Here is a 19,182-nt window from a genome sequence, read left to right on the forward strand (position 1 = left end):
AACCTGACGTGGAGTGGATATGTACACACGCATTCTTGTAGCGGTCGACGGCAGCCAGACTTCGCGCCACGCCTTCGAGGCGGCGCTCGCGCTCGCCAGATCGACGGGCGCTGTTTTGCAGCCGCTCTATGTCGTCGAAAATACGCCGATGTATTTCGAGGCGCCCGGCTACGATCCTTCGGTGCTTCGCAACCGGCTGATCGAACAGGGCAAGGAACTCGGCGTGGAGTTGGCGCGCGAAATGGACGCGCAAGGTGTGAAGGGCGAGATTGTCGTTAGCGAGGCGGCGTCGCTCGATGATGTATCAACCGCCGTGCTGAAAGCCGCTGCCGACTTCAACGCCGATCTGCTCGTCATGGGCACGCACGGCCGGCGCGGATTTCAACGGCTGATTCTCGGCAGCGTCGCCGAGCGCTGCGTGCGCCAGGCGCGCTTGCCGGTGCTGCTGATTCCATCGGCGGCAACGAAGCAGGCCGACGATCCGCCCGCGGATATCTGAAGTCGCCGCAACGGCGTGCGGCAGCATCAAGGCTGCCCGCCGCGTTGCAATGCGCGATGAGTCACGTGATCGTCCAGCAAGCGCCGCATCGTCGCGAGCAGAATCGCGCCGTCCACGGGCTTGCGCAGGAATCCGTCGAAGCTCACGAAGGCGGGCGGGCTCGGTTCTCCCGAGACAAGGATGAACGCGACGTCGGCGAGACCCGGCAGCGTGCGCAACCGGTGACATAGCTCGCTGCCCGACATGACCGGCATGCGCCAGTCGGCAACGACCACGTCGACCGGCGCGGCCATGAACTGCGCGAGCGCCGACTTGCCGTCGAGCGCCGTCTTTACTTCGTAACCTCCGGCGGCGCAGACGGCGCTCCATGCATCGAGCGCCTCGGCGTCGTCATCGACCAGCAGTACGGTTGCCATGTGCAATTGTCCTATCGCTTCGACGACCTGCTTCGCAACCCGCATGCCAACGCGCGCTGCCCGCTTGCGCGAGCCGGCGTGCCCGTAGGCAAGCCGCGAAATCAGGCTGTGAAACGAAGCCGGAAAGCGCGAGGCTGCCGCCATGCGGCATGGTTAATTGCCGCTCGCGACAACCTCGCGTGTTGCTGCCTGTTGTTGTTAACAATAGCAACTCAATCGCACCTCGGCAGGCAAACCGCTTGACGTTGCAACGTCAGCCGCGCGCGAGAGCAGCCGCGACGAGGCGCTGCTGTTCGTCGCGATGCGCGCGTATCGACGAGTGCGCGCCCGACGGACTTTCGCGCCGGCACACGTCGACAATGCGGCAGTTCGCCGGCACTGCCTGCTGGATTTCGTCGCGCACGAAATGCCATGCGCCGTGCTTCTTTTCCTCTTCCTGCGCCCACACCACTTCATCGAGTTGCGGGAAGGCGGCGAGCGCAACGGCAAGCTCGCTCGTCGGAAACGGATACAACTGCTCGACGCGGATGAGCGCGGTTCGCGTGTCGCCGCCAGCATCGCGCGCTGCCTGCAAGTCATAGAAGAACTTGCCGCTCGACAGCACGACGCGCGTCACGTCTTGCGGCGAAGCGACGCCGCTATCGTGCAGCACCGGAAGAAACGCGCCGCCGATCAACTCGCCGAGCGGCGAATGCGAGCGCGCATTGCCATAGAGCTGTCCTTTCGGCGACATCACGACGAGCGGCTTCGGCTCCGCGCTCAACGCCTGCTCACGCAGCATATGGAACCATTGCGATGACGTCGACGGCATCACGACCTTCATGTTGCCGCCCGCGCATAGTTGCAGAAAGCGGCTGACATACCCGGTCGAATGCTCGGGGCCGACGCCTTCGTGGCCATGCGGCAGCAGCATCGTCAAACCGGAGCGCTGGTCCCACTTGTACTCGCCCGCGGCAATGTATTGATCGATGATGACTTGCGCGCCGTTCACGAAGTCGCCGAACTGCGCTTCCCAGATCGCGAGGTGCGAGCCGGTCTGCACGCTGTAGCCGTATTCGAAACCCAGCACCGCCTCTTCGGTCAGCGGCGAGTTGACGATGTCGAACTCGCCTTGATGCACACCGAGGTTTTGCAGAGGCACATAAGGCTCGGTCGCGTTTGCGGTGTCGCTTGCCGCATTGCCCGCCGCATTGCCTTGCGAATGCCACACCGCATGCCGATGCATGAATGTGCCGCGACCAACGTCCATGCCGGAGATGCGCACACTATGGCCGTCGTCAAGCAACGTCGCATAAGCCAGGTTTTCCGCGAAGCACCAGTCGACGGCGGCGGCTTCATCGGCGACGCTCTTTTGCCACTGCGTGGTGATGTTGCGCAGCAACTCGTGCAGCCGGAACGCGGGCGGCGTGCGAGTCAACGCCGCGGTCAACGACTGCATGCGCGCGAGCGACAACGGCCGCGTGCGCTTTATCCGGTTGCCGTGAGACCGTGACGAAGTTCGCGCGGACGGCGGCGTCGTCTGAAGCTCCTTCAACGCTTCCGCGCGCAGCACGTCGAGCGGCGTCTCTTCGCCGATGGCCGCGTGATACAACTCGGTGACGGTCTGATGCGTCGCGATCGCCGCTTGCTGCAACGGCTGCGTGAGCGCGGGGATGTCATGCTCCGAGTGACCCAGACGCCGATAGCCGATCAAGTCGATGATCACATCGGCCTCGTGCTCCATCCGGTATTGCAATGCGAGCTTCGCGGCGCGCATCACTTCGTCGGGACGATCGGCGTTCACGCGGATCACGGGCGCGTCGATCATCCGTGCAATGTCCGTGCAATACGAATACGCTTCGGCGTCCATCCGGTTCGGCGTCGTGAAGCCGATCTGATTGTTCACGATCACATGGATCGTGCCGCCCAATGCATAGCCGTCCTTGCGTGTCATGTTGAGCGTTTCCATCACGATGCCCTGGCCCGCGAAGGCGGCGTCGCCGTGCATGACGAGCGGCAGGCAGCCAAAGCCGCGATGCTCGTCCTGGTACGCGCGCGCCATGCCGCTCACCACCGGATAGACGCTTTGCAAGTGCGACGGATTGGGCGCAAGGAAGATCGCGACATCGCCGTCTTGCGTCTTTCTCACCGTACTGGCGCCGAGGTGATACGGCAGATCGCGCTGCACGGCCGCGGCCTCCGAATCGGGATCGAGACAATCGACCAGCTTCGCCGGATCGAAGTCCATCACGTTGGCAAGCACATTCAGGCGCCCGCGATGCGGCATGCCCGCGAACACCTGCCGAACGCCATGAGCGGCAGCCTGATCGACGATTGCTTCAATGAGCGGCACGAGGCTCTCGCAACCTTCGAGCGAGAAGCGCTTTGCATGTTCGAATCGGGCCGCCACATGACGCTCCCACGTTTCAGCGGCCACGAGGCGGCGCAGCAGACGGCGGCGCGGCTCGCGCGCCGGCAACGGCGCAAGCTGCTCCGTCTTGAGCCATGCGGACAACTGGGCGCGGCGCTGCTGATCGCGGATGCCGGTCAGATCGAGGCCGATCGCGCCGCAATAGACGCGCCGCAATTGCCGCTCGAGTTCATGCACCGCAGCCGAAGGCGGCAGCAGCGGATTCTCGGCGCCGATCGGCTGCGCCGGATCGAGCCCATGAAACACAGGGTCGAGTTCGGGCACCTCGGGCACGGGCGCAAGACGCAGCGGATCGAGCGACGCCTGACGATGACCGTGCTGACGGAACGCGTCGATGAAGCGCCGGACCTGCAGCGTCCGCGCTACCGGCGACAGGTCGCCTGCCGGTTCGATAACCGCGCCGGCTGGCGAGCGTGAAAGAACAATCGATTCGGAAGAGACGTGGGACATGTTGGATAGCGTGCGGAAGAAACCGTTAATCGGATTCCGCTGTCCGCATGCGAATGCTCGGGGCGTACGCCCGCGACGGCAACGCGACGGTTGGCCGTGATCTTCGGCAGACAGCGAAACGGGAAAGAGCGCGATGCGGATGCGGGCTTGCAGCAGCGCTCGGTCTTCTATGTGTTATCGAGCCGGTCCGCGCGACCGGCTCGTGTCTCCGTCCGTTGCCTGCCTCGACTTCTACTGGGCCGACACGAGCCACGCACCCGCATCGCTCACATCGTTCGAGCGATGCGCATGCGAGTCGCGCGTGGCGCGACGTTGTTTCGACGTGGCGTCGTCGAGCTTGAAGGTGCTGACGGTCTGCGTGAGTTGCTGCGCCTGGTCTTGCAGAGCCTGCGCCGCGGCGGCGCTTTGCTCGACGAGCGCGGCGTTTTCCTGCGTCACCTTGTCCATCTGCGTGACGGCGTGGTTGATCTGCTCGATGCCTTCGCTTTGCTCCTTGCTCGACGAACTGATCTCGGCCACGATTTCCGTCACATGACGAATGCTCTTCACGACTTCGCCGATGATCTGTCCGGCTTCCTCGACCATCTTGCCGCCGGTGCCGACCTGACTCACCGAGTCGGCGATTAGCTCCTTGATTTCCTTCGCGGCAACGGCGCTGCGCTGCGCGAGGCCGCGCACTTCGCTCGCGACCACCGCGAAGCCGCGCCCGTGTTCGCCCGCGCGCGCCGCTTCCACGGCTGCGTTGAGCGCGAGAATGTTGGTCTGGAACGCGATGCCGTCGATCACGCCGATGATCTCGACGATCCTGCGCGACGACTCGTTGATGGCGGTCATCGTGCTCACGACCTGGTTCACGGCTTCGCCGCCGCGCACCGCGACATCCGACGCGCTCGACGCAAGCTGATTGGCCTCGCGTGCGTTATCGGCGTTCTGCTTGACCGTCGACGTGAGTTGCTCCATCGCGGCCGCCGTCTCTTCGAGCGAGCTCGCCTGATGTTCGGTGCGGCTCGACAGGTCCATGTTGCCGCTCGCCACTTCGCGCGTCGCCTGACTGATCGTGTCCGTGCCCTGGCGCACTTGCGCGACGATGCCGTGCAGATTGCCGGTCATGCGTTCGAGCGCGGTGAGAAGGCGGCCCACTTCATCGGTCGAATCGATGTGCAGATGATGCGTGAGATCGCCGGCCGCGACCGCTTCGGCGAGAACGACCGCACGGTTGATCGGCCGCGTGATGGTGCGCGTGATGAAGATGCCGGTGGCGATCGCGATCACCGTGGCGAACAGCGCGAGCAGAATCATTTGCAGCTTCGCGTTGTGCGCTTCGGCGACGGCTTCGGCGACATCGCGCGCCATCCGGTCCGCCTGCACGTCGACCATCTTGTCGACGAGAACGTAATACGCGTCCTGCAGCCGCGCCATGTCGCCCTGATAGACGTCGCGCGCGTCCTGCTGCTGGTTCTTGCTGACCAGATCGAAGAAGCTCTTCACGCTCACGCCGTAAGCCGAGCGCGCGTCGAACTGCTGCTTGAAGAGCGCCCGGGTTTCATCGCTCGTCAGGTGCTTTTCGAGCTCGGCGTAGGCTTGCGCATTCGCTTTGCGGATCGCCGCGTAGTCGTCCATGTACTGCTTGGCTTTATCGGGCGACGTGGTCAGCAGCAGATTGCTCAGAATGCCGTTTGCCTTGTATCCGTTGCTCTTGATCTGATTGCTGAGCGCGATCAGCGTATACCGATTGCTGACGATCTCATCCATCTTCGTGTTGGTCGACTCGAGATGCTCGATACCGACGACAGCCGTGCCGACCAGCAGCGCGACCATCAGCGCAAAGGCCGAGCCAAGACGAACCCCGATTTTCAAATTCGAAATCTTCATGTGTCTAATTCCTTCCCCAACCGCTCGATAAAAGTTGTCGCGAAGCGCGCGCAGTTCACCGCATTGCGGCGCCGCCCCGCGCTTCGGCGTGAACACATCCGCCTCGTCTCAAGGCGGTTCACTCGATGACGCCGACATGGGCACGTTGTAGTCCGCCCCTTTCTCGTTGCCGTCGCATTCTTCAGACAATATGACGACAAAAATTCCTAAACCTTGAGAGTCGTGTGCGCGAGAAAGAAAAAAATTCGTCAAACGTTTGCGAGTGCGCGGGAAAGTCGCTGGTTGACGCAAAACGTTGAGTAAGAGCTCGCGCGGGCGGGAAAGCGCATTCGGACGCTTCCGCGTTTGGAGGACGCAAGGCGCGGCGTTCTGACGTCGCTCAAGAGCCTTGAGCGCGGGAGCGCGTCATTTTGCCGCGAAACGGGGGACAGAGCCGGTGGGACAATCAATCATCACCTCCTGACATCGGCTCAGACATGTTGACCCCTACCGTTGTGATTCCCGCCCCGCCTTCGGCCCCGACTTCCGCCCCGAGTTCGGCCCCGGCTTCCGCAGTTCCGGGCGGCTCCGCCGTCACCTCGCCCGCACCGCGAGCCAGCCGCCGGGCGACGCCGCGTGCCGCCACGCGCACGCCCACCCGCAGCGCCGCGCGCTGCTCGAGCTGCTCGATGCGGCAGTTGTGCATGCCGCAAGGCTTGTCGAACGACGAACTCTCGAAACTCGAAACGCTGATCTGCTCGGCGCGCTCCGTGCATCGCGGGGAAGCGCTGTACCGCAGCGGCGACCGTTTCGACAACATTTACGCAGTGCGCTCCGGCTCGATGAAAACCGTCATGGCGCACCGCGACGGGCGCGAACAGGTCACGGGCCTGCGGCTTGCCGGCGAAGCGCTCGGCCTCGACGGCATCAGCGAAGACCGGCACGCATGCAGCGCGCTCGCGCTCGAGGACAGCACCGTGTGCATCGTCCCCTACACCGCGCTCAAGTCGCTGTGCCGCGAAATCGGCTCGATGCAGGAGCGCCTGCACAAGCTGCTCGGCGAGCAGATCGTGCGCGAGGCGGCCCAGATGATGGTGCTCGGCTCGCTGTCGGCGGACGAACGGGTCGCGGCCTTTCTGCTCGACGTGTCCGAGCGCAATGCGCAGCGCGGCTATTCGTCGGCGGAGTTCAATCTGCGAATGACGCGCGAGGACATGGGCAGCTACCTCGGCATGACGCTCGAAACCGTGAGCCGCACGCTGTCAAGATTTCAAAAGCGCGGCCTGATCGACACGCAAGGCAAGCACATTCGCATCGTCGATCTGGACGGCTTGCGGCAGGTCTAAACCCCGCGCACAGGGCCGGCCGCGGCCCTTTGCACGTTTTTCCGGCGGGTCTTTTGCCTTGGCATGGCAACTGCGAGCGGGTACAGTCTTTGTTTAGTCCGTCCCCCGCAAGGAGACCCGGCGAAATGAACCGCGATCCCCGCCCGCATCACCCGCTCGTTCAGCGTCTGATCGACGCGCGTCAAGTTACCGACGCTCTCTTCTCCATCGTCAAGCCCGAGTTTCTGTACGAAAGACCGATCCGCGAGCGGCATCGCATCGTGTTCTATATCGGTCACCTCGAAGCTTTCGACCGTAATCTGTTCGATCAGCGTCTGTTCGAACTGCCCGCTTTCGATTCCCAACTCGATCAGCTTTTCGCCTTCGGCATCGATCCGGTAGACGGCGGCTTTCCCACCGATCAACCGGGCGACTGGCCTTCGCTCCAGACCGTGCGCGAGTACGGCCTGCGCGCTCGCGAGCAGATCGACCGCGAACTGCGCGCGCTGACCGATTCCGCGCGCGTCGATGCGTCGGAGCAATTGCTGAATGTCGCGATCGAGCATCGGCTGATGCATGCGGAGACGCTTGCGTACATGCTTCATCAATTGCCGCTCGCACAGAAAGTGACCGAGCTGCGCGAGCCTGTCGTGACCGGTCCGGGGCGCGCGAACGGCGCGTCGCCGATGGTCCGCGTGCCTGCGGGCTCGGCCACGCTCGGGATGCGGCGCGACGGCGGCCGCTTCGGCTGGGACAACGAGTTCGGCGAATTGCAAGTGGACGTGCCGGCCTTTGAGATCGACCGCTATATGGTGACGAACGGCGCGTTTCGCGAGTTCATCGACGCGGGCGGTTATCGCGAGCCGAAGTGGTGGTCGGAGCAGGATTGGGCGTGGAAGGAAGCCGAGGGCATCGAGCATCCGGCATGCTGGTCGCGGCGCAGCGTCAACAGCGAACGTAACGGTGAAGACAGCGGCGAAGGCAGCGGCCGTCGCGACGAATGGACGTTGCGCACCATGTTCGACGACGTGCCCTTGCCGCTCGACTGGCCCGCGTACGTCAGCCACGCCGAGGCGAGCGCCTATGCGCGCTGGGCCGGCAAGGCGCTGCCCACCGAAGCGCAATGGCAACGCGCCGCGCAGGGCGCGCCGCACGCGGGCTCGGGCAACTTCGACTTCCGTAGCTGGGACCCTCGGCCCGTCGACGCTTATCCCGACAACGTGAGCGCATTCGGCGTGGAAGGCCAGTTCGGCAACGGCTGGGAATGGACGTCGACATTGTTCGACGGCTTGCCGGGGTTCGAGCCGTTTCCGTTCTATCTGGGCTACTCGGCCAATTTCTTCGACGGCAAGCATTTCGTGCTGAAGGGCGGATCGGCGCGCACCGCGCAGTGCATGTTGCGGCCGACGTTTCGCAACTGGTTTCAGCCGCATTATCAGTACGTTTATGCGGGGTTCCGCTGCGTTAAAGCGTGACGAATCACGCATAAGAGAACAAGCCTGCCGAAAAAACCGGCAGGCTTGCTTATGCGTCGCTTCCTACGCGCGCGACTCGATCAGGCGTTGAAACCGCCGTCGATCGTCAAGCTCGCGCCCGTGACAAATGCCGCTTCCGGGCTGACAACATAAGCGACCATCCCTGCGATTTCATCCGGCCGTCCATGACGCGGAAGCGCCATGAAGCCGTGCAGCATCGACGCGAAATCGCCGGACTCAGGGTTCATGTCCGTATCGGTCGGACCGGGCTGCACGTTGTTGACCGTGATGCCGCGCGGACCGAGATCGCGCGCGAGGCCCTGCACGAGTCCGCGCAACGCGGACTTGCTCATTGCATACGCGGCGCCGCCGGGAAACGGCATGCGTTCGGCGTTGACGCTGCTGATGTTCACGATACGGCCGCCCTCGCCCATATGCGGCAACACCGCCTTCACCGCGACGAAAACAGCGCGCACGTTGACTTGCAGCGTCCGGTCGAAGTCTTCGAGCGAGAACGTCTCGACCGGGCCTAGCGCGAGCACCCCCGCGTTGTTCACAAGAATATCGATCTTGCCGAATTTGGCGGCGACCTCGTCGATCGCGCGGCTCACCGCCGCGGCATCGCCCGCGTCCGCTTGCAGTGCGAGCGCGCGGCCGCCCTGCTGCTCGATGCTGCCGGCGAGTGCCTGCGCGGCCGCCGACGAACCCTTGTACGTGAACGCTACCGTCGCGCCTTCCTTCGACAAACGTTGCACGATTGCCGCGCCGATGCCCCGGCTGCCGCCGGTGACGAATGCAACTTTGCCAGTCAGATTTGCAGTCATGTCTTGCTCCAATGGGTGAGTGAGTGGAGAGCAGTATCGTCCTGACATTCCCCTTCGACTAGCGTGTGATCTAGACTATCTCTTTCAACTATTTGTCCGAAATCGCCGTGGAGCCTCTCAACCTGATCGAATCGTTTGTGCTCAGCGCAGAGCACCTGAGCTTCTCGGCGGCGGCGCGCCGGCTCGGCCTGACACCGGCCGCCGTGAGCAAGAACGTGGCGCGGCTCGAGACCTCGCTGGGTCTGCGGCTCTTTCAGCGCAGCACGCGCAAGCTCACGCTGACGACCGAAGGCGAGAAGCTGTTGCGCGAAGTCGCCGCGCCGTTCACCGCGCTGCAAGACGCGTTTGCCGGTGCTGCCGTCCAGGACGGCAGGCCGGCGGGCACGCTCAAGGTGAGTCTGGGACTGGCATTCGGCCGCGAATATCTGGTGCCCTTGCTGGGCGAATTCCTCGAGCACTATCCGGCGATCGTGCCGGATTGGCACTTCGATAACCGGCCCGTCGATCTGATCGCCGACGGCTTCGATGTCGCCATCGGCGGCGGCATTGAACTGACGCCGGGAATCGTGGCGCGCGAGTTGGCGCGCACGCATGTGATCGTGGCGGCATCGCCGGCTTATATGGCGACGCGCACGATGCCGAGGCACCCGTCCGAACTGAGCGGGTTCGACGGAATCGTTCGCCGCTCGTCGACAACCGGCCGGTTGCGCGCGTGGACGCTGCAGAACCATGTGGGCGAGCAGTACCAGGCGGAGTGCCGCACGCGCATGATCTTCGACGACCCCGAAGCGATCGCGCATGCGGCGATGCACGGCCAGGGCGTCGCCTTCCTGCCGATGCCGCACGCAGCGCCCTGGCTCGCAAGCGGCGCGTTGATGCGTCTCTTGCCGGCGTGGTACGCGGACCAGGGACCGATATCGATCTACTATCCGAACAAAAAACTGTTGCCGGCGAGGACGCGCGTGTTTATCGATTTCGTCGTCGATGCATTTCGAAAGCAGAAGCTGGCCGCGAAATTCGACGGCCGATAAGGCGGCGCGTGTCCGCCTATAACGCACATGCACGATTATCTGCCGTCATCTCAGCGAGCTTTCCGCACTCATGCTCAGACTCGTTTATGTGCTTGTTTCAGCAGCGCTCGCCGCGCCGCTGTCGGCTTTCGCATTCGGAGGCGGGAATCCCGAGTACGACCAATGCATTCTGAATTCGCTCGCGAATAGCCAGAGCAATTACGCGGCGCGCGCCATTACCAATTCGTGCATCGCGCTCTACAAAAACGGGGCACTGCTTTTGCCGCGTGAAAGGGCCTATCACGTGTGTGTCTTGCAGAATGTGCAGAGCGTGCGAGGCGCGTTTGCAGTCAACGAAATATTGCACGCGTGCCGTCGGCAGAATCCTATGTGACGCGATGCCGACTCACGTTGCGCAACCGCGCTTGTTCTAATCAACCCGCCGCCCTAAAGCGCGACGCTCTCGAGCCGCGACGCCAGAAACTCCACGAATAGCCGCGTGCGCGCAGGCAGGCGCCGCGTAGGCAACCATAGCGCCTGCAACGGCAGCGGCGACAGTTCATAGTCGGTCAGGATCAGTTCCACGCGACGCTGCTGCACCAGTTCGCCAATCTGCCAGTACGCGGCGCGGCCAATGCCGAGACCGCTCGCAACGGCATCGTTGATCGCCGCCGTGCTGTTGCTTTCGAAGCGCCCGCGCACCTGCACCGACTCCTCCACTCCGCGTTTGCTGCGATAGCGCCACAGCGAGGCTTCCGGTAATGACGAGCGGACCACGCAATCATGCTGCTTCAAATCAGCCGGCCGCAGCGGACGCCCGCGCGCCTCGAGATAAGCGGGCGACGCGAACGTCACCCGGCGGATGGTGCCGAGCCGCCGCGCAATCAGATTCGAGTCAGGCGTCTCGCCGATACGGATGGTGACGTCCGCGCCGCTTGTCGCCGGATCGTCGTACTCCTCGGACAGATCGAGCGACGCCGTGAGCCGCGGATAACGCGCGAGAAACGCCGCCACCAGCGGCGCGATATAGCGCGGACCGAAGAGCGTCGGACCGCAGATACGCAGACGCCCCGACACCGTAGTTGCATGCTCGGCCAGTTCGGCGCGCGCCATCGCGAGATCGGCAAGCACCTGCTTGATGCGCGTGTAGAACTGCTCGCCCGCCGTGGTGAGCCGGCACTGCCGCGTGGTGCGCGCGACGAGCAGCGTCCCTGCCTCGCGCTCGAGCACTTGCAGCGAGCGGCTGACCGCTTGCAACGACCGGTCGAGCCGTCGCGCGGCTGCAGTCAGATTGCCTTCCTCGGCAATTGCGACAAAAACTTCGAGGTCGCGCAGCGATCCATTATCCATTTTTTCGGGAGAAAGAGTCATTTTCCGCCCCGATTATCTATCAGATAAGCGCGAGTAGCATACGAAGCATCGTTCTCGCGGAGCCACCTGCGTATGCCATCGACCAATCAGAGTCCTGCCGCCGTTGCGACGCCCGCATCCATCGCGACGCGCCCTTATGCGATTGCCGTCGGCATCGCGGTACTCGGTTTGTACGCGTCGCAAGCGCTCGTCAACGATCTCGCCACGTCTGTCGGACTCGGCGCGTGGGCCAACATGGTGACGATGCTGACGCTCACCGGCTACGCCGCCGGCCTGCTGCTTCTCGTGCCGCTCGTCGACCTGTTGCCGAACCGGCCGCTCATCATCGCGACGCTCGGCGCACAAGTGTTGTCGCTCGCCGTGCTCGCCGCCGCTCGCGAGCCGGTGGCCTTCCTGGCGGCGTCGTTTTTCGTCGGGCTCACGTCGAGTGCGATACAGATGCTCGTGCCCGTCGTCGCATCGCAAGCGCCGGAGGCCGATCGCGGCCGCGTCGTCGGCGACGTGATGAGCGGCCTGATGCTCGGCGTGCTGTTGTCGCGGCCGGCGGCGAGCCTGATCGCCGGCGCGTTCGGCTGGCGCAGCTACTACGCGATCGACGCCGCCGCGCTTGCCGCCATGTCGGCATGGCTGTGGACGCATGTGCCCGATCGGCGTCCCGTTCATCAAAGCTCGTATGCCGCGTTGATCGGCTCGCTGCTGCATCTGATCCGCGACGAACCGGTGCTGCGGCGGCGCGCGCTGTACCAGGGTCTGTTGATGGTGTCGTTCAACCTGTTCTGGACGAGCGTGGCTTTGAAGCTCGCGAGCGCGCCGCTGCGGCTCGGCCATGTCGGGGTGGGTCTGTTCGCGCTGGCCGGCGCGGGCAGCACGATCATCGCGCCGGTCGCGGGACGCCTTGGCGACCGTGGCCTCGACCGGCAAGCGACCATCGCCTTCCACTCGATCGTCGTGCTGGCGAGCTGCATCGCGCTGCTCGGCGGAAGCAGCGGCCTGCCGCCGGCCGCTTCCCTCACGCTGCTCGTGCTCGCGGCGCTGCTGCTCGATCTCGGCGTGATCGGCGATCAGGCGATGGGGCGCCGCGCGGTCAACCTGCTCAACCCGCAGGCACGCGGCCGCGTGAACGGCCTTTTCACCGGACTCTTTTTCGTCGGCAGCGCAATCGGTGCGCTGCTCGCGGGGCCCGCATGGGCGTTCGGCCACTGGATGGGTGTGTGCATGGCCGCCGCGGCATTTGCGCTCGCCGCAAACGTACTGCATGTCGTGCAGACGGCGGCGCCGGCGCGCACGTCGCGCACGGCGCCTTCTGGTGCCGAGCCACGCCCTTGATATCGCACCTTTCCACTTGAGGACAAACCGATCATGGATGCAACCCGTTCTACTTCCACCTATTCGACGGTGAACGTCGACGGCGTCGACATTTTCTATCGCGAGGCAGGGCCGAAGGACGCGCCGACCCTTCTACTGCTGCATGGCTTTCCATCGTCTTCGCGGATGTACGAACCACTCATGCCGTTTCTCGCGCCGGAGTTTCGCGTTATCGCGCCGGACTATCCGGGCTTCGGCAATAGCGAGGCGCCGTCGCCCGAAAGCTACGCGTACACGTTCGACAACATCGCGCGATCCATCGAACTGTTCACCGAAGCGTTGAAGCTCGATCGCTACGTGCTGTTCATGGCCGACTATGGCGGCCCGGTGGGATTCCGGCTTGCGATGGCCCGGCCGGACAAAGTGAAGGGCATCGTGATTCAGAATGCCGTCGCGCATGAAGAAGGACTCGGACCGCTGTGGGAAACGCGCAAGGCGTTCTGGAAAGACCGCGCGCAACACGAAGCGAGCTTGTGGGCCAATCTCGCCTCGCCGGATGCGTTGAAGCTGCGGCACGTGGGCACGAGCCCGAACCCACAGCGCTACGACCCGGACAACTGGCGCGACGAAGAACAGTTTCTTGCGCGCCCTGGACAGGCCGCCATTCAGACCGACCTCTTCTACGATTACCGCACGAATCTTGAATCGTATCCGCGCTGGCAAGCGTGGTTGCGTGAGCATCGGCCGCCAACGCTCGTGACCTGGGGCAAGTATGATCCGTCGTTTACTGTGCATGGCGCACACGCGTACCAGCGCGACGTTCCGGACGCCGAAGTGCATGTGCTCGATGCCGGCCACTTCGCGCTGGAAGAGGCGAGCGACGACATCGCTGCGTTGACGCTCGATTTCATGCGGCGCGTGTGGGCACCGTGAGACAGTATGCATCGCGCATCACCGACTATCACCCCGCGGCTTTCGATTAAAAAATTAATGTAGCGCCGGCTTTATTGTCCTTGTCAGATAGCTACCACAGCACGCTTTCATGACAGGTAAATAACGAACAGCCCGCGATGCGCACTGCGTTTACCGATACGGTCCAGGAGAGCTTCACCACGCTCACGCCGACAGCCAAGCGCATTGCCACCTATATGCTGGCGAATCTCGACCGGCTCGGCCTTGAGACGGCCGATCAGATCGCGCAGCAAACGGGAACGAGCGGCATTTCCGTTGGACGCTTTCTGCGCAGCGTCGGCTATCGCAATCTGGATGACCTGAAGCGCGAGTTGCGCGGCGCACAAACGCGTCCGTGGTTCATTACCGACCGGCTCGACGAGTATCGCAGCGAGCGCCACGACGAACACTCGGAGGGCATGAGCCGGCAGCATGCGGCACTCGCACGGTCGCTCGATCTCGAAGTCGATGCCGTGCGCTACGTCTATCAGCTCGCAGAAAGCGAAGCATTTGGCCGCGTCACTCAACATGTTGCGACAGCGGACGCCGTCTATATCGTCGGCATTCAATCGACTCGCGGCATATCGAACGCGTTCTTCAGCTACCTCGAATATCTGCGCCCGCGTGTGTTCTATTCCGACGGCATGTCGGGTTCCTATGTGGATTCACTGAACTCCGAGTTCGCTTCGCCCTATCTGATTGTGACGGACACGCGCGCCTATTCGCGCATCGCACGCCGTTATTGCGAAGCCGCGGCGCAGCGCAACATCGCGTTTGCGCTCGTCACCGATCTCTATTGCCCGTGGGCGCGCGACTTCAATTGCGATCTGTTGCAAGTGAAGACGGATGTCGGCCAGTTCTGGGATTCCCTTGCGCCGCTCACGTGTCTGTTCAATCTCTTGCTGAGCTCGATTGTCGAGCACCTCGGCCCTGCCATCGACGAGCGTGTTGCGCGTAACCGCGAACTGCAACGCGAACTCGATCAGTTCGAATTCTGACCACCATGACCGACAAACATCGCCTGATACACATTACGCACGACACGCATCGCGTGGACATCGACCTCGTTTACGCGACGCCGCGCAACTTCACCGGCAAGCCGATTTACCGCGAAGCGCATTGCCTGCTGCTCGAACTGGCCGAAGCCGCATTGCGTAAAGCCGTCGAACTCGCGGAGAGCATAGGCATGAGCTTGCTCATCTTCGACGCGTACCGTCCGCCTCAAGCGCAAAAAGTACTGTGGGACTTTCTGCCCGATCCGACTTACATCGCGGAACTCGGCCGCGGCTCCAACCATAGCCGGGGCACGGCTATCGATCTCACGCTGATAGACGGCAATGGCGAACCGCTCGACATGGGCACCGGTTTCGATGAAATGGTGAAAGCCTCGGAACACTTTCACCACGGCCTGCCGCAACACGTGCAGCGCAATCGCCTGCTGCTGCTCGGCATCATGCACGCAGCCGGCTTTACGCACATCGCAAGCGAATGGTGGCATTACGAATTGCCTGGCTCGCGCGCGCTGCCGGTCATCGACAACAGCGAAAGCGGCCCATTGAAGTTGATGTGATTGGTTTCCGGCTGTCCATTTGCAGGTTCTCTTCCTTTAGATACGGAGCGAGTATGAATCTGGTTTTGCGCAATGCGCTGGCAGCAGTCGCGGTGGTATCCGCGCTGACATTTTCCGTCACCATGACAGGCAGCGCGCTCGCGGCGACGCCGAAAGACATGCTTGTCATGGCCACGACGCTCGACGAATTCTCGACACTCGACCCCGGCGAAGTCTATGAACTGGTGCCCGAGGAATACGTCGCGAATACCTATGACCGTCTTGTGCGAGTCGATCTGAAAGACCCGTCGAAATTCAATGGCGACGTCGCGCAATCGTGGAGCGTGAGCCCCGACGGACTCACGTTCACTTTCAAGATTCGCTCTGGCCTCAAGTTCCATTCGGGCAATCCGCTCACGGCCGATGATGTCGCGTGGTCGATCCAGCGCTGCGTGCTGCTGGATAAAGGCGCTGCCGCCGTGCTGCAAGGCATCGGCCTCACCAAAGACAATGCGCTGCAGAAAGTACAAAAGATCGACGACTCGACAGTCAGCATCACGACCGATCAGAAATACGCGCCCACCTTCGTACTCAATGTTCTCGGCGCGTGGCCCGCATCGGTGCTCGATAAAAAGCTGCTGATGTCGCATCAGAAAGGCAATGACTTCGGCAACGAATGGCTGCGCACGAACGAGGCGGGATCGGGCGCATACAAGCTCGTCAAATGGACCGCCAACGACAGCATCATTCTGCAGAAATACGACGATTACCGCATGCCGCTCGCGATGAAGCGCATCGTGCTTCGTCACGTTCCCGAAGCGTCGAGCCAGCGCCTGCTGCTGGAAAATGGCGATGCTGACGTCGCGCGCAATCTGAGTCCCGACGATCTCGCGGCATTGACGAAATCCAACAAGGCGCATGTGATGGCCGTGCCGCAAGCGACACTGCTCTATCTCGGTCTGAACGTGAAGAACCCGAATCTTGCGAAGCCGGAAGTACAGGAAGCAATGAAATGGCTGATCGATTACAACGGCATTCAGACGAACGTCGTGAAGACGACTTATAAAGTGCATCAAACGTTCTTGCCGGAAGGCTTTCTCGGCGCACTCAATAGCAACCCCTATCACCAGGACGTTGCAAAGGCGAAGGCACTGCTCGCCAAAGCGGGCTTGCCGAACGGCTTTAGCGTCACGATGGATGTGCGCAGCGCCTATCCGTACAACGAAATTGCACAGGCAGTGCAAGCCAATCTGGCTCAAGGCGGAATCAAAGTCGAGATCATTCCTGGCGATAACAAGCAGACGCTCGCGAAGTATCGCGCGCGTCAGCATGACATTTATATCGGCGAATGGTCCGCCGACTATATCGACCCGCACAGCAATGCGCAGGGCTACGCATGGAATCCGGACAACTCCGACAAGTCCTCGTACAAGATGCTCGCATGGCGTAATTCGTGGGACATTCCCGATCTGACGAAACAGACCAACGCCGCGCTTGCCGAGTCGTCCACCACAAAACGCGCACAGCTTTATCAGACGATGCAAAAGGACATGCTCGCGCATTCGCCGTTCGTCATCATGTTCCAGCAGGTATCGCAGGTCGCGATGCGCCCAGGCGTGTCAGGGCTCGAAGTGGGGCCGATCAACGACCTGGTTTCGTATCTGCACGTGAAGAAGCAGTAATCGCCTGGCGGCGCTGGATCATGTCGACAACCCTGACTCCTATCGACCGCATTCGCGCCGTGTCCGCGCGCCGCGCAAGCGTGCGTTGGACACTGCGCGTGCTGCGCTGGGCGCTCACGCTCGCCATCACGTTTACGGGCCTGCTTGCCGTGACGTTCGTGATTGGCCGCAAGGTGCCGATCGACCCTGTGCTCGCGATACTCGGCGATCGCGCGTCGGCGGCCGCCTATGCGGCCGCGCGTATCCAGTTGGGTCTCGACAAGCCGCTTGCCGAGCAATTCCTGATCTACGTGAATGCGGTATTGCATGGCGACCTCGGCATGTCGCTGCTGACGGCCAAGCCCGTGCTCGACGACATCCGCCGCGTCTTTCCCGCGACGCTCGAACTGGCGACGCTCGCGACCATCGTCGGCGTATTGGTCGGCGTGCCGCTCGGCGTCGTGGCGGCGACGCGGCATAACCGCTGGATCGATCACGTTGCGCGCTTCGTGGGGCTGATCGGCAGTTCCGTGCCTGTATTCTGGCTCGGCCTGATGGGACTGTTGCTGTTCTACGCGAAGCTGCATTGGGTGTCGGGTCCTGGCAGACTCGACCCGGTGTTCGACGGCATGGTCGACTCGCGCACAGGCAGCCTGCTCGTCGATTCGCTGATGGCCGGCGAATGGGACGTGTTCTTCAATGCGATCTCACACGTCGCGTTGCCTGCCGCGATACTCGGTTACTACTCAGTTGCGTATCTGAGTCGAATGACGCGCTCGTTCATGCTCGATCAGTTAAACCAGGAGTACATCACGACGGCGCGCGCGAAGGGCGTGCCCGAACGACGCGTCGTGTGGGTGCATGCATTCGGCAATATCGCGGTGCCGCTGCTCACGGTGATCGCGCTTTCGTATAGCTTCCTGCTCGAAGGTTCGGTGCTCACCGAGATCGTATTTGCGTGGCCCGGCATTGGCTCGTATCTGACGGGTGCGCTGCTCAATGCCGACATGAATGCCGTACTCGGCAGCACGCTCGTGATAGGCGCTACTTTCATCGCGTTGAATCTGCTCACCGACGCGCTCTATCGCGTGTTCGATCCGCGCGCCCGCTGATGCAAAGGAGACTACTTACGTGCGTCCTCCTCTCGAACATTCGACGCAGGACTGGCCGATGAATGCGCCGCGCCTTTCGTGGAAGCAATGGCTGCTCACCGACACACCCGCGTCGCGCAAGCAGGCCGCGTTGGGCCTTGCCTATCGACGCTGGCGGCGTTTTGCGGGTAATCCTTTATCCGTGTTCGGCTTTGCCATTCTGATGGTGCTCGTGATCGTCGCGATCATCGGACCGTGGATCGCGCCACATGATCCGTTGCGCCAGGTGCTCTCCGACCGCTTGCTGCCACCGGGCTCGGCATCGCATTGGCTCGGCACCGATCAGCTTGGGCGCGATATTCTCTCGCGCATCATCTATGGCTCGCGACTGACTCTGTCGATAGCGATCCTCGTGGTCGTGTTGGTCGTGCCAATCGGCCTGATGATCGGAACAACCGCGGGCTTCTTCGGCGGCTGGGTCGATAACGTGCTGATGCGCATCACCGATATTGCGCTCGCGTTTCCGAAGATCGTGCTCGCGCTCGCGTTCGCTGCGGCGCTCGGGCCCGGCGTGATCAATGCGGTGATCGCGATCTCCATCACCGCGTGGCCCGCGTATGCGCGTCTCGCGCGCGCCGAAACGTTGAGGCTCGTGCAGGCCGACTTCATCCAGATCGCGCGTCTGCAAGGCGCGTCGAATCTGCGCATTTTGCTGCGCTATGTGATGCCGCTGTGCATGTCGTCCGTGATCGTGCGCGCCACGCTCGACATGGCGGGCATCATTCTCACTGTCGCGGGTCTCGGCTTTCTCGGGCTCGGCGCGCAACCGCCGAGTCCCGAATGGGGCTTCATGGTCGCTTCCGGCCGCAACGTGCTGCTCGATTCATGGTGGGTCGCGACGCTCCCAGGTTTCGCGATCCTGCTCGTGAGCCTCGCGTTCAACCTGCTCGGCGACGGATTGCGCGACGTGTTCGATCCGCGTCACGGAGACTGA

The 19,182-nt window shown here is 62.8% G+C and carries 17 protein-coding genes; 12 read left to right on the forward strand and 5 right to left on the reverse strand.

What is annotated here, in order from left to right:
* Nucleotides 1-19 precede the first annotated feature (19 nt).
* Entirely contained in the window at nt 20-499 is a 480-nt protein-coding gene (locus CUJ91_RS28500; protein ID WP_114157709.1) for a universal stress protein, read from the forward strand.
* A gap of 26 nt (nt 500-525) precedes the next feature.
* Here the strand turns inward: CUJ91_RS28500 and CUJ91_RS28505 are convergent, their stop codons facing one another.
* From CUJ91_RS28505 to CUJ91_RS28515, 3 genes are all read right to left on the reverse strand, one after another.
* Nucleotides 526-915, reverse strand: coding sequence for a response regulator (locus tag CUJ91_RS28505; protein WP_006049654.1), 390 nt, complete (start codon nt 913-915; stop codon nt 526-528).
* A 253-nt stretch (nt 916-1,168) separates the two neighbouring features.
* On the reverse strand, nt 1,169-3,775 hold the full coding sequence (locus tag CUJ91_RS28510) for a 2-oxoglutarate dehydrogenase E1 component (protein WP_114157710.1): 2,607 nt from the start codon (nt 3,773-3,775) through the stop codon (nt 1,169-1,171).
* 231 nt (nt 3,776-4,006) lie between these two features.
* Complete coding sequence (locus tag CUJ91_RS28515) at nt 4,007-5,647, reverse strand: methyl-accepting chemotaxis protein (RefSeq protein ID WP_114157711.1); 1,641 nt, start codon at nt 5,645-5,647, stop codon at nt 4,007-4,009.
* Nucleotides 5,648-6,123: 476 nt separating this feature from the next.
* Here CUJ91_RS28515 and fnr point away from each other — a divergent pair, with 476 nt between their 5' ends.
* Both fnr and CUJ91_RS28525 read left to right on the forward strand, forming a co-directional pair.
* Complete coding sequence (fnr, locus tag CUJ91_RS28520) at nt 6,124-6,972, forward strand: fumarate/nitrate reduction transcriptional regulator Fnr (protein ID WP_107706929.1); 849 nt, start codon at nt 6,124-6,126, stop codon at nt 6,970-6,972.
* Between the two features lie 125 nt (nt 6,973-7,097).
* Nucleotides 7,098-8,426 (forward strand): SUMF1/EgtB/PvdO family nonheme iron enzyme, encoded by a 1,329-nt coding sequence (locus tag CUJ91_RS28525; protein WP_114157712.1) that lies wholly within the window; start codon nt 7,098-7,100, stop codon nt 8,424-8,426.
* Between the two features lie 80 nt (nt 8,427-8,506).
* Here CUJ91_RS28525 and CUJ91_RS28530 read toward each other — a convergent pair whose 3' ends face one another.
* On the reverse strand, nt 8,507-9,250 hold the full coding sequence (locus CUJ91_RS28530; protein ID WP_114157713.1) for an SDR family oxidoreductase: 744 nt from the start codon (nt 9,248-9,250) through the stop codon (nt 8,507-8,509).
* A 107-nt stretch (nt 9,251-9,357) separates the two neighbouring features.
* Between CUJ91_RS28530 and CUJ91_RS28535 the strand changes: the two genes are divergently transcribed.
* The gene (locus CUJ91_RS28535) at nt 9,358-10,281 is read left to right on the forward strand and encodes a LysR family transcriptional regulator (RefSeq protein ID WP_107706932.1); all 924 of its coding nucleotides are present in this window, start codon (nt 9,358-9,360) and stop codon (nt 10,279-10,281) included.
* Between the two features lie 70 nt (nt 10,282-10,351).
* Nucleotides 10,352-10,654, forward strand: coding sequence for a VF_A0006 family four-cysteine protein (locus CUJ91_RS35160; protein WP_053859955.1), 303 nt, complete (start codon nt 10,352-10,354; stop codon nt 10,652-10,654).
* Nucleotides 10,655-10,707: 53 nt separating this feature from the next.
* Here the strand turns inward: CUJ91_RS35160 and CUJ91_RS28545 are convergent, their stop codons facing one another.
* The gene (locus CUJ91_RS28545; protein WP_244231038.1) at nt 10,708-11,631 is read right to left on the reverse strand and encodes a LysR family transcriptional regulator; all 924 of its coding nucleotides are present in this window, start codon (nt 11,629-11,631) and stop codon (nt 10,708-10,710) included.
* Nucleotides 11,632-11,703: 72 nt separating this feature from the next.
* Here CUJ91_RS28545 and CUJ91_RS28550 point away from each other — a divergent pair, with 72 nt between their 5' ends.
* The 7 genes from CUJ91_RS28550 (at nt 11,704) to nikC (ending at nt 19,182) form a co-directional block, all read left to right on the forward strand.
* Nucleotides 11,704-12,957 (forward strand): MFS transporter, encoded by a 1,254-nt coding sequence (locus CUJ91_RS28550; protein ID WP_114157714.1) that lies wholly within the window; start codon nt 11,704-11,706, stop codon nt 12,955-12,957.
* Between the two features lie 33 nt (nt 12,958-12,990).
* A complete protein-coding gene (locus CUJ91_RS28555; RefSeq protein ID WP_114157715.1) occupies nt 12,991-13,869 on the forward strand; it encodes an alpha/beta fold hydrolase in 879 nt (292 codons plus the stop codon).
* Between the two features lie 137 nt (nt 13,870-14,006).
* Nucleotides 14,007-14,885: a sap1 transcriptional regulator SapR gene (gene sapR, locus CUJ91_RS28560; protein ID WP_053859951.1), complete on the forward strand. Its 879-nt coding sequence runs from the start codon at nt 14,007-14,009 to the stop codon at nt 14,883-14,885.
* Nucleotides 14,886-14,890: 5 nt separating this feature from the next.
* The gene (ddpX, locus tag CUJ91_RS28565; protein WP_114157716.1) at nt 14,891-15,457 is read left to right on the forward strand and encodes a D-alanyl-D-alanine dipeptidase; all 567 of its coding nucleotides are present in this window, start codon (nt 14,891-14,893) and stop codon (nt 15,455-15,457) included.
* Between the two features lie 53 nt (nt 15,458-15,510).
* On the forward strand, nt 15,511-17,118 hold the full coding sequence (locus CUJ91_RS28570; RefSeq protein ID WP_006049667.1) for an ABC transporter substrate-binding protein: 1,608 nt from the start codon (nt 15,511-15,513) through the stop codon (nt 17,116-17,118).
* A 20-nt stretch (nt 17,119-17,138) separates the two neighbouring features.
* Nucleotides 17,139-18,209 carry an ABC transporter permease gene (locus CUJ91_RS28575; RefSeq protein WP_053859948.1) on the forward strand — a complete coding sequence of 357 codons (1,071 nt, stop codon included), beginning with the start codon at nt 17,139-17,141 and terminating at the stop codon, nt 18,207-18,209.
* A gap of 58 nt (nt 18,210-18,267) precedes the next feature.
* Nucleotides 18,268-19,182 (forward strand): nickel transporter permease, encoded by a 915-nt coding sequence (gene nikC, locus CUJ91_RS28580; protein WP_029966881.1) that lies wholly within the window; start codon nt 18,268-18,270, stop codon nt 19,180-19,182.

The organism is Paraburkholderia graminis, assembly GCF_003330785.1.
In the GTDB taxonomy this organism is placed as follows: domain Bacteria; phylum Pseudomonadota; class Gammaproteobacteria; order Burkholderiales; family Burkholderiaceae; genus Paraburkholderia; species Paraburkholderia graminis.

What these genes read in the sequence shown, in the direction of transcription:
- CUJ91_RS28550 (WP_114157714.1), top strand. Translation starts at nt 11,704, where the DNA reads ATGCCATCGACCAATCAGAGTCCTGCCGCCGTTGCGACGCCCGCATCC.
- CUJ91_RS28505 (WP_006049654.1), bottom strand. Translation starts at nt 915, where the DNA reads ATGGCAACCGTACTGCTGGTCGATGACGACGCCGAGGCGCTCGATGCA.
- CUJ91_RS28555 (WP_114157715.1), top strand. Translation starts at nt 12,991, where the DNA reads ATGGATGCAACCCGTTCTACTTCCACCTATTCGACGGTGAACGTCGAC.
- nikC (WP_029966881.1), top strand. Translation starts at nt 18,268, where the DNA reads ATGAATGCGCCGCGCCTTTCGTGGAAGCAATGGCTGCTCACCGACACA.
- CUJ91_RS28530 (WP_114157713.1), bottom strand. Translation starts at nt 9,250, where the DNA reads ATGACTGCAAATCTGACTGGCAAAGTTGCATTCGTCACCGGCGGCAGC.
- CUJ91_RS28525 (WP_114157712.1), top strand. Translation starts at nt 7,098, where the DNA reads ATGAACCGCGATCCCCGCCCGCATCACCCGCTCGTTCAGCGTCTGATC.
- CUJ91_RS28570 (WP_006049667.1), top strand. Translation starts at nt 15,511, where the DNA reads ATGAATCTGGTTTTGCGCAATGCGCTGGCAGCAGTCGCGGTGGTATCC.
- CUJ91_RS28510 (WP_114157710.1), bottom strand. Translation starts at nt 3,775, where the DNA reads ATGTCCCACGTCTCTTCCGAATCGATTGTTCTTTCACGCTCGCCAGCC.
- ddpX (WP_114157716.1), top strand. Translation starts at nt 14,891, where the DNA reads ATGACCGACAAACATCGCCTGATACACATTACGCACGACACGCATCGC.
- CUJ91_RS35160 (WP_053859955.1), top strand. Translation starts at nt 10,352, where the DNA reads ATGCTCAGACTCGTTTATGTGCTTGTTTCAGCAGCGCTCGCCGCGCCG.
- CUJ91_RS28575 (WP_053859948.1), top strand. Translation starts at nt 17,139, where the DNA reads ATGTCGACAACCCTGACTCCTATCGACCGCATTCGCGCCGTGTCCGCG.
- CUJ91_RS28500 (WP_114157709.1), top strand. Translation starts at nt 20, where the DNA reads ATGTACACACGCATTCTTGTAGCGGTCGACGGCAGCCAGACTTCGCGC.
- CUJ91_RS28515 (WP_114157711.1), bottom strand. Translation starts at nt 5,647, where the DNA reads ATGAAGATTTCGAATTTGAAAATCGGGGTTCGTCTTGGCTCGGCCTTT.
- sapR (WP_053859951.1), top strand. Translation starts at nt 14,007, where the DNA reads ATGCGCACTGCGTTTACCGATACGGTCCAGGAGAGCTTCACCACGCTC.
- fnr (WP_107706929.1), top strand. Translation starts at nt 6,124, where the DNA reads ATGTTGACCCCTACCGTTGTGATTCCCGCCCCGCCTTCGGCCCCGACT.
- CUJ91_RS28545 (WP_244231038.1), bottom strand. Translation starts at nt 11,631, where the DNA reads ATGACTCTTTCTCCCGAAAAAATGGATAATGGATCGCTGCGCGACCTC.